11 protein-coding genes are annotated in these 12,894 nt (G+C 71.9%); 7 read left to right on the top strand and 4 right to left on the bottom strand.

Annotation, left to right across the window (positions count from 1 at the left end; translation table 11 throughout):
• Position 1: 1 nt before the first annotated feature.
• Positions 2-1,393 carry an NAD(P)/FAD-dependent oxidoreductase gene (locus ABEA46_RS13245; protein ID WP_345545024.1) on the bottom strand — a complete coding sequence of 464 codons (1,392 nt, stop codon included), beginning with the start codon at positions 1,391-1,393 and terminating at the stop codon, positions 2-4.
• 176 nt (positions 1,394-1,569) lie between these two features.
• Positions 1,570-3,102, bottom strand: coding sequence for a PucR family transcriptional regulator (locus ABEA46_RS13240; protein ID WP_345545023.1), 1,533 nt, complete (start codon positions 3,100-3,102; stop codon positions 1,570-1,572).
• Positions 3,103-3,206: 104 nt separating this feature from the next.
• On the opposite strand from ABEA46_RS13240, the gene gabT reads away from it, so the two are divergent.
• The 5 genes from gabT (at position 3,207) to ABEA46_RS13215 (ending at position 9,881) form a co-directional block, all read left to right on the top strand.
• Complete coding sequence (gene gabT, locus ABEA46_RS13235) at positions 3,207-4,568, top strand: 4-aminobutyrate--2-oxoglutarate transaminase (RefSeq protein WP_345545022.1); 1,362 nt, start codon at positions 3,207-3,209, stop codon at positions 4,566-4,568.
• Positions 4,569-4,674: 106 nt separating this feature from the next.
• The gene (locus tag ABEA46_RS13230) at positions 4,675-6,036 is read left to right on the top strand and encodes a flavin monoamine oxidase family protein (RefSeq protein ID WP_345545021.1); all 1,362 of its coding nucleotides are present in this window, start codon (positions 4,675-4,677) and stop codon (positions 6,034-6,036) included.
• Positions 6,033-6,914: a universal stress protein gene (locus tag ABEA46_RS13225; protein WP_345545020.1), complete on the top strand. Its 882-nt coding sequence runs from the start codon at positions 6,033-6,035 to the stop codon at positions 6,912-6,914. Before ABEA46_RS13230 ends, ABEA46_RS13225 begins: the two co-directional genes overlap by 4 nt.
• Positions 6,911-8,479 carry an APC family permease gene (locus ABEA46_RS13220; RefSeq protein ID WP_345545019.1) on the top strand — a complete coding sequence of 523 codons (1,569 nt, stop codon included), beginning with the start codon at positions 6,911-6,913 and terminating at the stop codon, positions 8,477-8,479. Before ABEA46_RS13225 ends, ABEA46_RS13220 begins: the two co-directional genes overlap by 4 nt.
• Positions 8,480-8,519: 40 nt before the next feature.
• Entirely contained in the window at positions 8,520-9,881 is a 1,362-nt protein-coding gene (locus ABEA46_RS13215; RefSeq protein WP_345545018.1) for an NAD-dependent succinate-semialdehyde dehydrogenase, read from the top strand.
• Between the two features lie 98 nt (positions 9,882-9,979).
• Here ABEA46_RS13215 and ABEA46_RS13210 read toward each other — a convergent pair whose 3' ends face one another.
• Positions 9,980-10,594 (bottom strand): hypothetical protein, encoded by a 615-nt coding sequence (locus ABEA46_RS13210; RefSeq protein ID WP_345545017.1) that lies wholly within the window; start codon positions 10,592-10,594, stop codon positions 9,980-9,982.
• Between the two features lie 64 nt (positions 10,595-10,658).
• Between ABEA46_RS13210 and ABEA46_RS13205 the strand changes: the two genes are divergently transcribed.
• Complete coding sequence (locus ABEA46_RS13205) at positions 10,659-11,096, top strand: pyridoxamine 5'-phosphate oxidase family protein (RefSeq protein ID WP_345545016.1); 438 nt, start codon at positions 10,659-10,661, stop codon at positions 11,094-11,096.
• 16 nt (positions 11,097-11,112) lie between these two features.
• On the opposite strand, the gene ABEA46_RS13200 is transcribed toward ABEA46_RS13205, so the two are convergent.
• A complete protein-coding gene (locus tag ABEA46_RS13200) occupies positions 11,113-11,718 on the bottom strand; it encodes a TetR/AcrR family transcriptional regulator (RefSeq protein ID WP_345545015.1) in 606 nt (201 codons plus the stop codon).
• Positions 11,719-11,782: 64 nt separating this feature from the next.
• Here ABEA46_RS13200 and ABEA46_RS13195 point away from each other — a divergent pair, with 64 nt between their 5' ends.
• Entirely contained in the window at positions 11,783-12,871 is a 1,089-nt protein-coding gene (locus tag ABEA46_RS13195) for an FAD-dependent monooxygenase (RefSeq protein WP_345545014.1), read from the top strand.
• The last annotated feature ends 23 nt before the right edge of the window (positions 12,872-12,894 follow it).

Below are 12,894 nucleotides of genomic sequence, written 5' to 3'. Positions count from 1 at the left end.
GTCAGTGGCGCCCGGCGACCCGGTCGGCGACGTGCGCGGGCCACGCGGTGCGCGACGAGCGAGCGGACGCCTCTGACCGGTCGGCCATCCGGTACGCGGTGTAGATCGCGTTCACGGCCGTCCACCGCAGCGGCTCGACCTCCCATCGCTTCGTCCGGTGCCCGACCCACGGCAGGCGGGTGAGCTCGGTGTCGCGTTCCAGCACGAGGTCGGCGAGCGTGCGCCCGGCGAGGTTCGTCGCCGTGACGCCGGTGCCGACGTAGCCGCCCGCCCAGCCGAGTCCGGTGGCACGGTCGTGGACGACGGCCGCCGACCAGTCGCGCGGCACCCCGAGCACGCCGGCCCAGCCGTGGGCGATCGGGGTGCCCGCGGCATCCGGGAAGAAGGCATGGAGCAGCCGCGCGAGCGAGGCGATCGTGCGCTCCTGCGTGGTGCCGTCGGTGTCGACCCGCGAGCCGTACCGGTACGGCACGCCGCGTCCGCCGAAGGCGATGCGGTCATCGGCGGTGCGCTGCGCGTACATGTACACGTGCGCGAAGTCGCCCAGGGTGTCGCGCGCACCCCAGCCGACGGCATCCCAGAATGCCGGCGGCAGCGGCTCGGTCACGATCATCGACGAGTTCATCGGCAGCCACGTGCGGTGCTCGCCGCGCAGGTCGGCCGTGAACCCCTCGGTCGCCCGCAGCACGTGCGCTGCGCGCACGGTGCCGTGGTCGGTCACCGCACGGCCCGACGCGATCTCGATCACGCGGGTCTGCTCGTGGATCGTGACGCCCAGCCGCTCGACGGCCTCGGCGAGGCCGCGTACCAGCTTGGCGGGGTGCACCCGCGCGCAATGCGGGTGCCAGACCGCGCCGAGTGCGCCGTCGATGCGGATCCGGGATGCCGTGGCCCCGGCATCCATCAGCTCCACATCGGTGTGCGGCCGGGCCTGCTCCGCCGCGGCGAACGCGTGCATCCGTGCCAGCTGTGCGGGCGTGCGCGCGACCTCGAGCTCGCCGCCCTTCACGATGTCGGCGTCGATGCCCTCGCGTGCGGCGGTCGCGATCACCTCGTCGACGCTGTCGTTGAGCGCCCGCTGCTGCGCGATCGCCGCGTCGCGGCCGTGGGTCGTGGCATAGCCCTCACGGCCGCCGGTGACCGAGTTGGTGAGCCAGCCGCCGTTGCGGCCCGAGGCGCCGAACCCGGCGAAGCGCTGCTCGAGCACGACGATCCGCAGGTCGGGCTGTGCGCGCTTCAGGTGGTACGCCGTCCACAGGCCCGTGTAGCCGGCGCCGACGATCGCGACGTCGGCGTCGAGGTCTGCGGGCAGCGGCGCGCGAGGCGCGGGCGTGCCGCCGAGGCTCCGCCACCACCACGAGACCTGTCCGTTGGGGACGACGGATCCGTTCATGGGCTCATCCTGCCGAGTGCGAGCCCGCGGCGTCCCGGCCGATCTGTCCGAACTCGCGCCCGAGCCCGACACCCCTCCCGGTTCGTTCGTCGTATGTGTACGCGATCTCGCCGGTTCGGCGTACGCATACGACGAACGAACGGAGGGGGATGCCGCGACCCGCGGCCGGCGGGGCATCAGACGTCGAGGGCGCGCAGCGCCGCCCACAGCTCGGCGCGGGTCGCGAACGACGACAGGTCGCGCCCGAGCACGCGCTCGACGAGCGCCAGCCGGGTGCGCACGGTGTGGCGGTGCACGCCGAGAGCCTGAGCGGTCGCCTCGTGCGAGCAGTCCTCGTCGAGCCACACCTGCAGCGTCTCGACGAGGTGGGTGCCCTGCGACGCGTCGTGCTCGTACAGCGGGGCCAGTTCGGCACGCGCCAGGGAGCGCGCCTCGTCGGTGAACGCCGACAGCACGCCGGCGCGCGACACGTCGGCGAACGCGGTGATCGGGCCGATGCCCCGGTCGCGGGCGACGCGGGCCTGGCCCACCGCGGCCGCGAAGCCGTCGTAGCCGGTGGGATCCGACAGCCCGATGCGCAGATCGAACCTGTCGGCGAGGTCGCGGATCCCCGAGAGATCGCCCGCGGGGACGACCAGCACGAGCCCGTCGTCGGTGCGCCCGAAGAACAGCGCGCCGCGCCGCTCGTCGGCCCACAGCTCGAGCAGCTCGGCGATGCCGTCGATGCGCGCGGAGGCGGCATCGGTCAGCCCCACCGACACCGGCGCAGGCGGAAGGGGTCCCCACAGCTCCCGCGATGTGCGCCGCGCGAGCGCCGGGTCGCCGGCGAGGAGGGACTGCACGAGCCCCGCGCGCAGCGCACTGCGCGCCCGCACCAAGCCCTGCTGCTGCTCCAGAGCGAGCCCCGCCATCGCGATGACGGCTGTCACGACGACGCGGCCCTCCTGATCGAGGTCGCCCGCGGCGATCGCGATGACGCCGCGCAGGTGCCCGCCGCGGCCCAGCGTCTGCAGCGTGAACGGGGTGTCGCCGATGCGCAGCGACGACCCGGCGCGTGCGCCGCGGTGCAGCACGGCCGTGACCTCGCGCTGCAGCGCCGCCGCGGTCTCGGGGTCGAGCCCGCCCAGCGGATGCTCGCGCGCTGGCTCGCCCGCCGCGTCGAACATGCCCACCCACGTGTCGAGCTGCTTGGCGAGTTCGGCGACGGTCGCGCCCAGGCCGTCGGGCCGGAGCGCCGCGAGCGCGATCGCCCGCTGCGCCGCGAGCGCCCAGCTGCGCCGCGCGTACGCCTCGGCCGCGATCGCCTCGGCGTTGGCGCGCGCGACGGCGATGAACGGCGTGCGGTACGGCACCTCGAACAGCGGCATCCGCTCGTCGCGGCACGCGTCGACGAGGGCGGGAGGGATGCCGTCACGCACGACCTCGGTGCCGAAGCCGAGGCCGACGACGCCCCGCGCGGCGAGCCGGTGCACGTACGCCCGGTACAGCTCCGATGCGTCCGCGCCGTCGCCGCCCGGGAACTGCGTGCCCGTCGTCAGCAGCACGAGACCTTCCGACAGGAACGGCGTAGGGTCGGCCAGATCGGAGCTGTGCACCCAGCGGATCGTGCGATCCAGCGCCGCCGGGTCGATGTCGTCGACCGCGGGTGACAGGTTCAGATCGCGGCGCGCGAGCAGTGCGCGCAGCGTGGGGGCGTCGTCGGCGTCCATGGTGCGAGTGTACGTGTCACGATGTACGACCCGTACACTCGCCCGCACAGAATGTACGCTACGGCGGGTGCGCGCGCGGGAAGGGGCGACATACGCTCCCCACCATGAGCAGCGCAGCCGACATCATCATCGAAACCCCGCTCGGCGGTCCGTCCCTTCCGCAGGAGCGGCGCCTCGTCACCAGCATCCCCGGTCCCCGTTCCCAGGAGCTGCTGGACCGCAAGGCCGAAGCCGTGCCCGCCGGCGTCGGGCACACCGTCCCGGTGCACGCGGTGGCCGCGGGCGGCGGCGTCGTCGTCGACGCCGACGGCAACTCGCTCATCGACCTCGGCTCGGGCATCGCCGTCACCACGATCGGCAACGCGCACCCCAAGGTCGTCAAGGCCGTGCAGGAGCAAGTCGCGCAGTTCACCCACACGTGCTTCATGATCTCGCCGTACGACTCGTACGTGACGGTCGCCGAGGCGCTCAACCGCATCACGCCCGGCGACCACGCCAAGAAGAGCGCGCTGTTCAACTCGGGCGCCGAGGCGGTCGAGAACGCCGTCAAGATCGCCCGCAAGTACACCGGCAAGCAGGCGGTCGTCGCGTTCGACCACGGCTACCACGGCCGGACCAACCTCACGATGGCGCTCACCGCCAAGGCGATGCCCTACAAGAGCGGCTTCGGCCCGTTCGCGTCGGAGATCTACCGCGCGCCGCTGTCGTACCCCTACCGCGACGGTCTCGACGGCGGTCTCGCCGCCAAGAAGGCCATCTCGATGATCGAGAAGCAGGTCGGCGCCGACAACCTCGCCGCGGTCATCATCGAGCCCATCCAGGGCGAGGGCGGCTTCATCGTCCCCGCCGACGGGTTCCTCCCCGCCATCGTCGAGTGGTGCCGCGCGAACGACGTGGTGTTCATCGCCGACGAGATCCAGACCGGCTTCGCCCGCACCGGACGCATGTTCGCGAGCGAGGTGTTCGGCATCGTGCCGGACCTCATCACGACCGCCAAGGGCATCGCGGGGGGCCTGCCCCTGGCGGCCGTGACGGGCCGGGCCGAGATCATGGACGCCTCTCACTCGGGCGGCCTGGGCGGCACGTACGGCGGCAACCCGATCGCCTGCGCCGCCGCGGTGGCCGCGATGGACGTGTTCGAGAACGACGGCATGATCGAGCGCGCCCGCGAGATCGAGGTGATCCTCAAGGACCGCCTCGGCGCGCTGCAGGCCGCCGACCCCCGAGTCGGAGACGTCCGCGGCCACGGCGCGATGATCGCGGCCGAGTTCGTCGACCCCGCGACGGGAGAGCCGGATGCCGCGCTCACCGCCGCGGTCGCGAAGGCGTCCATCGCACAGGGCGTCATCGTGCTCACGTGCGGCACCTACGGGAACGTGATCCGTTTCCTGCCGCCGCTGTCGATCACCGACGACCTGCTCCACGAGGGCCTCGACGTCGTCGCAGCCGCGCTGTCGGCCATCTGATCCGGGATGCCGCGACCGCTGCAGCACGGCGGTCGCGGCATCCATTCCCCACGCAAGAACCCGCACGACGCGCGCCGGCCGGCGCGCCCCTGACAAAGGAGTCCGAATGACCGAGCTGACCCGTGACGTCGTCATCATCGGCGCCGGCGCCGCCGGCACCACCGCCGCCAACGAGCTGAAGAAGGCCGGCCTGTCGGTCGTCGTGCTCGAAGCCCGCGACCGCGTCGGCGGACGCCTGTGGACCGACGTGATCGACGGCGCCATGCTCGAGATCGGCGGCCAGTGGGTCTCGCCCGATCAGGAAGCGCTGAAAGAGACCATCGCCGAGCTCGGCCTCGAGACCTACAGCCGCTACCGCGACGGCGACAGCGTCTACGTCGGACCCGACGGCACGCTGCACCGCTTCACCGGTGAGATGTTCCCCGTCTCGCCCGAGACCGAGAAGGTCATCGCGGACATCACCGAGCGCCTCGACGCGATGGTCGCCGAGATCGACCCCGACCGCCCGTGGGAGCACCCGAACGCGGCCGAGTGGGACGCCGTCACGTGGGATGCCTGGCTGCGCGCGCAGACCGACGACGACGAGGCCGTGCGCAACCTCGCGTTCGCGACCGGCTCGGCCATGCTCACCAAGCCCACGCACACGTTCTCGCTGCTGCAGTCGCTGCTGATGGCGGCCTCGGCAGGCTCCTACTCCAACCTCGTCGACGCGGACTTCATCCTCGACAAGCGCGTCGTCGGCGGCCTGCAGCAGGTCCCGATCCTGCTCGCCGAGCGCCTCGGCGACGACGTCCTGCTCGGGCACGCGGTCCGCACGCTGGAGTGGTCGGAGGACGGTGTCACCGTCCACGCCGACGGCGACCTGCACGTCAACGCGCGCTACGCGATCCTCGCCCACGCTCCCGTGCTGTACGACCGCATCTCGTTCGTCCCGGCGCTGCCGCGTCGCCAGCACCAGCTGCACCAGCACCTCTCGATGGGCTTCGTCATCAAGGTGCACGCTGTCTACGATCGCCCGTTCTGGCGCGAGCAGGGCCTGTCGGGCACCGCGTTCAGTCCGTATGAGCTGTCGCACGAGGCGTACGACAACACCAACCACGGCGACGAGCGCGGCACCCTGGTCGGCTTCGTCAGCGACCAGAACGCCGACGACCTGTTCACCCTGTCGGCCGAGGAGCGCAAGGAGCGCATCCTCGAGTCGCTGTCGCACTACTACGGCCCCGAGGCCAAGAACCCCGTCGTGTACTACGAGAGCGACTGGGGCTCGGAGGAGTGGACGCGCGGCGCCTACGCCGCGAGCTTCGACATGGGCGGCCTGCACCGCTACGGCGCCGACCTGCGCACCGCCGTCGGTCCGATCCACTTCGCGTGCAGCGACATGGCCGGCGCCGGCTACCAGCACGTCGACGGCGCGATCCGCATGGGCCGCTTCGCCGCGGCCAACGTCCTCGAAGCGGCACGACGGTGACCGTCCGGATCGTCGTCGGGTACACCGCGACCGACGCCGGCGCCGATGCCGTCGCGCTCGGCGCGCGTCTCGCAGTGGCCGCAGGCGCCGAGCTCGACCTCGTCCTCGTGCTGCCGGGTGAGGACCGCAGCGTCATCACCCCGCCCGACGCGAGCTACGACCGGTACCTGCAGGGGCAGGCCGAGACGTGGCTCGCCGAAGCGACGGCGACGATCCCGGATGCCGTCACCTCGCGGTCGCACGTCCGCTTCGCCGACTCGTTCGCCGAGGGCCTGGTCGCCGCGGCGCACGAGTTCGCGGCATCCCTCATCGTGGTGGGCGCCGCGGGCGGCAGTCTGCGCGGACGCCACCGCCTGGGCACGGTCGCGAGCGAGCTGCTGCACTCGTCGGACGTCCCGGTGGTGCTCGCCCCCGAGGGATCGCGCCGCATGGAGGCGACCGGCATCACCCGCGTGACGGCGGCGATCGGCACCCGCCCGGGTGCCGACGCGCTGCTCGATGCGAGCATCGCACTGGCCTCCGCCACCGGCGCCGAGCTGCGCCTGCTGTCGCTGGTGTCGGTGGACCTTCCGGCGAGCGTCGACACCGGCGTGATCCGCATCGCGGGCGCCGCGCACGCCGACGACGTCCTCGGCAAGGCGCTGGACGCCCTCCCCGACGGCGTCGAGGCCGATGTCGTCGTCGCCCGCGGCGACAGCATCGAAGACGCTGTCGCCCACCTCGGGTGGGAGCCGGGCGAGATCGCCGTCGTCGGCTCCAGCCGGCTGGCCCAGCCCCGGCGCCTGTTCCTCGGCTCGACGGCGGCGAAGATGCTGCACGAGCTTCCCGTACCGATGGTCGTCGTGCCGCGCACGCGCCAGGAAGGCGCGTCACGATGAGCGCTCCACAGAGCTCCGGCGCCGCGGCGCCGCTCGCCCCCGCTTCCGGCGCCCACGCCGGCGAGCTGTCGAAGAAGGGCCTGAGCGCCGGCGCTGTCGGCGTCCTCGGCGCCGTCGTCATCGGCGTCTCGACGATCGCCCCTGCATACACCCTCACGGCGTCGCTCGGCCCGACCGTCGCCGTCGTCGGCACGCAGGTGCCGGCGATCATCCTGGTCGGCTTCATCCCGATGCTGCTGACCGCGTTCGGCTACCGCGAGCTCAACCGCGCCATGCCCGACTCGGGCACGTCCTTCACGTGGGGCGTGCGCGCGTTCGGCCCGTGGATCGGCTGGATGACCGGCTGGGGCCTCATCGCCGCCACCGTCATCGTGCTGTCGAACCTGGCCGGTATCGCGGTGGAGTTCCTGTTCCTGCTGATCTCGCAGCTGACAGGCAACCCCGACATCGCCGATCTGGCGTTCAACCCGATCATCAACGTCGTGGTGTGCCTGCTGTTCATGCTGGGCGCGACGCTCATCTCGTACCGCGACATGCAGACCACCCAGAAGTTCCAGTACATCCTGGTGGGCTTCCAGGTCGTGGTGCTCGTCGTGTTCGCGGTCGTCGCGATCGTGAAGGCCGTGCAGGGCGATGCGCCCGACCCGACCGCGTTCTCGTGGTCGTGGTTCAACCCGTTCGAGGTGTCGTCGTTCAGCGCCTTCGCCGCAGGCCTGTCGCTGTCGATCTTCATCTTCTGGGGCTGGGACGTCGTCCTCACCATGAACGAGGAGACCAAGAACCCGGCGAAGACCCCCGGGCGCGCCGCGATGCTGACTGTCGTCATCGTGGTGAGCCTGTACCTGCTGCTGTCGATCGGCCTCATCATGTTCGCGGGCGTCGGCGACGGCCCGCTGGGCCTGGCCAACGACGAGATCTCGGCGAACGTGTTCTTCGCGCTGTCGGACCCGATCCTCGGCCCCCTCGCGTTCCTGGTGTCGCTCGCGGTGCTGTCGAGCTCGGCGGCCTCACTGCAGTCGACGGCCGTCGGCCCGGCGCGCACGCTGCTCGCGATGGGGCACTACGGCGCCATCCCCGCGAAGTTCGCGAAGGTGAGCCCCCGGTTCTTCACGCCCGGCTACGCCACCATCGTCTCGGCCGTCGTCGCGTCGGTGTTCTACGCCGTCATGCGCGTCGTCAGCGAGAATGTCCTCACCGACACGATCCTGTCGCTGGGCATGATGATCTGCTTCTACTACGGCCTCACCGCGTTCGCGTGCGTCTGGTACTTCCGCAAGCAGTGGTTCGACTCGGCGCGGAGCTTCTTCTTCACGTTCCTGTTCCCGCTGGTCGGCGGCGCGATCCTCGCGGTGCTGTTCGTCACGACCCTCATCGACTCGATGGACCCCGCCTACGGCAGCGGGTCGAACATCGGCGGCGTCGGCCTCGTGTTCGTGCTCGGCGTCGGCATCATCGTCGTCGGCATCGTCATCATGATCTGGCAGGCGATCAAGCGTCCGGCGTTCTTCCGCGGTGAGACACTCAGTATCGACGCACCCGAAAGCCTTCGACGCGCCCGGCGCTGACCGGCAGACTGGCCCCATCCCTTCGATCGGAGAAGCATCCATGAGCGACTACGCCGTCGTCAACCCGGCCACGGGCGAGACCCTGGCCACGTATCCGACCATCACCGACGAGGCCCTCGACGCCGCGATCGCGGAAGCGGATGCCGCGTACCGCACGTGGCGGACCACCCCGGTCGCCGAACGCGCGGCCCGCATCCGAAAGGTCGCCGATCTGCATCGCGAGCGTCGCGAGGAGCTGGCCGCGATCATCGTGCGCGAGATGGGCAAGCCGCTGGAAGCGGCCCTGGGCGAGGTCGACTTCGCCGCCGACATCACGCAGTACTACGCCGACCACGCCGACCGCATCACGGGCGACCAGCCGCTGGAGATCGACGGCGAGGGCACCGCGGTGATCCGCCGCTCGCCGCTGGGCGTGCTGCTGGGCATCATGCCGTGGAACTTCCCGTACTACCAGGTGGCCCGCTTCGCGGCGCCGAACCTCGTGGTGGGCAACACGATCCTGCTCAAGCACGCGCCGCAGTGCCCCGAGTCGGCCGCCGCGATCGCGCAGCTGTACGCGGATGCCGGGCTCGGCGCCGAGTACACGAACATCTACGCCACCAACGACCAGGCGGCCGCCGTGATCGCCGACCGTCGCGTGCAGGGCGTGTCGGTCACGGGGTCCGAGCGCGCGGGCGCCGCGGTCGCCGAGATCGCCGGACGCAACCTGAAGAAGGTCGCACTGGAGCTCGGCGGATCCGACCCGTTCATCCTGCTGTCGACCGACGACCTGGACGCCGCGGTCGACGCCGCGGTCGCCGCGCGCCTCGACAACAACGGGCAGTCCTGCAACGCCGCCAAGCGCTTCATCGTGGTCGAGGGCCTGTACGACGCGTTCCTCGAGAAGTTCACGGCCGCCATGGCCGGCGCGAAGGTCGGCGATCCGTTCGCCGACGACACCGTGCTCGGCCCGCTGTCGTCGCTCACGGCCGCCGAGCGGCTGGCCGCGCAGGTCGACAACGCCGTGGCACAGGGCGCGACTCTCGTCGCCGGTGGCGTCCGCGACGGCGCCTACTACCCGGGCACGGTGCTCGCCGACGTCACGAGCGACATGGACGCGTACCGCGAGGAGTTCTTCGGCCCGGTCGGCGTCGTCTACAAGGTCGCCGACGAGGACGCCGCGGTCACCCTCGCGAACGACACGAGCTTCGGCCTCGGGTCGTACGTGTTCACGACCGACGAGGAGCAGGCAGCCCGTGTCGCGGACAGGATCGACGCCGGCATGGTCTATGTCAACGTGGTCCTCGCCGATGAGCCCGCGCTGCCCTTCGGCGGCGTGAAGCGCTCGGGCACGGCCCGCGAGATGGGCTTCCTCGCCGCCGACGAGTTCGTCAACAAGAAGCTCATCCGCGTCGGCGCCTGACCGCACCGGTCGTTGAGCGAGCGAGACGGAACGCGCCTGACCTCGCGCAGAATCGGGCGCGTTTCGTCCCGCTCGGCTCGCTCGACGACCGGAGTCCGTCAGAGCAGGAAGCGCGCCTCGGCGAGGGCCTCGTCGGCCCACTGCACCTGCTGCGGCGTGCCCCACCGGGTGGCGGCATCCCTCGCCGTCTCGAACGACGCGATGGCGTCCTCGACGCGCCCCTCGTCGAGGCGGCGCCAGCCGGTGTTGTTGTGCAGCGCGACGCGCCAGCGGAGCGTCCGCGGGTCCTCGACGGCCTCGAGCGCCCCGAGCGCGGCCTCGGTCCATTCGTCGGCCTGCCCCGCGTCGGCGATCGCGAGCATGTGGAACGCGTCGACCCGCAGGAAGACGAGATCGGGACGGGATGCCGCATCCACCGCTGCGGTGAAGTAGGGGATCGCCGCGTCGGGGTCGCCGGCGGAGTTGCGCACACGCCCGCGCTCCAGTGCGGCCCGTGCCGCGACGGCGTCGTCGGCGATCGCCACCGCGTCGAGCGTCTCGTCGGCCTCGGCGAAGCGCTCCTGCAGCCCCAGCGACCGGGCCACCTGCGTCTGCAGTTCGGCGCGGACGCCGGCATCCGGCTCGTCGTCGGCCGCGCGCCGGAGCCTGGCCTCCGACGTGACGGGGTCCGAGAAGTCCCACAGCTTGTCGAGCCGCGCCTGCAGGAGAGCCATGCCGGAATGCTAGACCCGACATCCGGGGGTGTCGCGCCGGGGCGCCGAGAGCGAGGATGGAGCCATGGCTGACACATCCGACCCCGTGATCGCCCTGTCGGACGAGCAGTGCTGGGAGCGTCTGCGCATGCAGGAGCTCGGCCGCCTCGTGACGCACGTGGGCGACGTGCTCGACATCTTTCCGGTCAACTACGTGGTCGACGGCGAGAGCGTGCTGTTCCGCACCGCGCAGGGGAGCAAGCTGTTCGAGCTCACCGTCAACGACGAGGTGCTGTTCGAGGTCGACGACCACACCGACACCGATGCCTGGAGCGTGATCCTGCGCGGCCGCGCGCACCCGCTCGACCGCTCCGCCGACGTCGAGCGCGCGGACGGGCTGGGGCTGCGTCCCTGGATCCCGACGCTCAAGTACACGTACGTCAGGGTCGAGCCCACCGTCGTCTCGGGGCGCGCGTTCGACCGTGCGCCCGAGCCCGACCGCTACGGGGTCCAGGAGTACTGAGCGGCGCCGGCAGGCGTCAGGTGCGCTCGGTCGTCCAGGGCGCCAACGCGTCGCCGACGGCAGCGGTCAGCGCAGCGTGCCGCTGGGCCTCCGTCATGCCCTCCGCCTCGCGCGCGACGGCGGCCGCGGCCGCCGAGGCCGCACCGACGAACGCGCCCACCAGCGCCGCCGCCTGCACGGGGGAGTAGCGGTCGGGGTAGGCGCGGTGCAGGGCGTCGCCGATGGCCGTCTGCGCGTCGGCGAGCCGGCGCAGCGCGTGGCCGCGGACCGACGGCTCGCGCTCGACGAGGGCGACCCGCAGCGCGGCGCGGTCTCCGATCAGGTCGGTGACCGCGATGTCGGCTCCTTGCAGCGCCCGGAGGAGGGCCGGGATGGGCTCGTCGTCCCCGGCACGCTGCTCGAGCGCGTCGACGGCCAGACGGACGCGCTCGTCGGCGTCCGGGAAGAGCAGGTCGTCCTTCGTCGCGAAGTACGTGAACGCGGTCCGCGTCGAGACGCCGGCAGCGGCGGCGATGTCGGCCACGGTCGTCTCGGCATACCCGCGCTCGCGGAACAGGCGGTCGGCGGCGTCGACGAGCTGTCGGCGCGTGCGTTCGCGCTTCTGTTCGCGCAGTCCCGTCATCCCCGCAGACTAGCGCACGAATTGCATGTGGTGCAGAAATGCACTGAATGCTAATCTGCAGTGCATGCAGAAATATCGGATCCTCATCGTCGGCGCGGGGATCGCGGGAGCGGCCGCTGGAGCACTGCTCGGACGCAGCGGGCACGACGTGACCCTCGTCGAACGCAGTGCGGGCGTCCGCTCCAGCGGCAGTCCCGTCGACATCCGAGGGGAGGCGCTCGGGGTCGTTCGGGACCTCGGTCTCGAGGCCGTCGCTCGCGAACGCGACACCGGAGCCCGCACGCTCGCGCTGGTGGGGCGCGACGGCCGCCCGTTCACCACCGTCGGGATGCGCGGCGACCCCGCCGACATCGAGATCGCCCGCGTCGACCTGGCATCCGTGCTGGCCGGTGCGGCGGCGGAGGTCGCCGAAGTGCGGTTCGACGACACCTTCGCGGACCTGGCTGCGGATGCCGGCGGCGTCGGCGTACGGTTCACCTCAGGCCGGCACGCGCGCTTCGACCTCGTCATCGGGGCCGACGGGCAGAACTCCGCGACCCGCCGCATGCTGTGGGGTGTGGATGCCGCCTACCGGCGTGCGCCGCGCCTGGCCATCGCCACCGCGCCGCTGTCGCTGGAGATCGAGGATCCACGCGTGGTGGCGATGTACAACGAGCCGGGTGTCTCACTGACGATCCATCCGGCCGGCGGTCGGCCGGGCGTCGCCTTCATCTTCCGGACGGCCGATGCGCCCGTGGACCGCGCGGCCCAGATCGCGCTGCTGCGGCGCCGCTACGCGTCCACCGGGTGGCGCGCCGCCGAGTTCCTGGCTGTGCTGGACGACGTCCCTGACCTGTACTTCGACCGCGTGCGTCGTGTGGCCGCGCGCTCGTGGGCGCACGGCAGGGTGACGCTGCTCGGCGACGCGGCGTCGAGCCTCACGATCCTCGGAGAAGGATCCAGCATGGCGATCCTCGGGGCGCGTGCACTCGATCGCGCGCTGCGCGAAGCGCCGGATGTGCCGGCCGCGCTCGCCGCGTACGAGGCCCGTCACCGGCCCGTCGTCGAGCGGGCGCAGAGCGGCGCCGCGCTGGGTGCGGCATTCCTCGTGCCCGCCGGAGCGGTCGGACTCGGCATCCGCGATCTCGTGGCCCGGGCGCTGCGACGGCTCTGACGGTCGGCTCGGTTCGCGAGGCC

Origin of the sequence: Microbacterium jejuense (genome assembly GCF_039544225.1) — a bacterium.
Taxonomy (GTDB): domain Bacteria; phylum Actinomycetota; class Actinomycetes; order Actinomycetales; family Microbacteriaceae; genus Microbacterium; species Microbacterium jejuense.
Note: the sequence above shows the minus strand (reverse complement) of the source record. Positions and strands in the feature narration are given on the sequence as shown.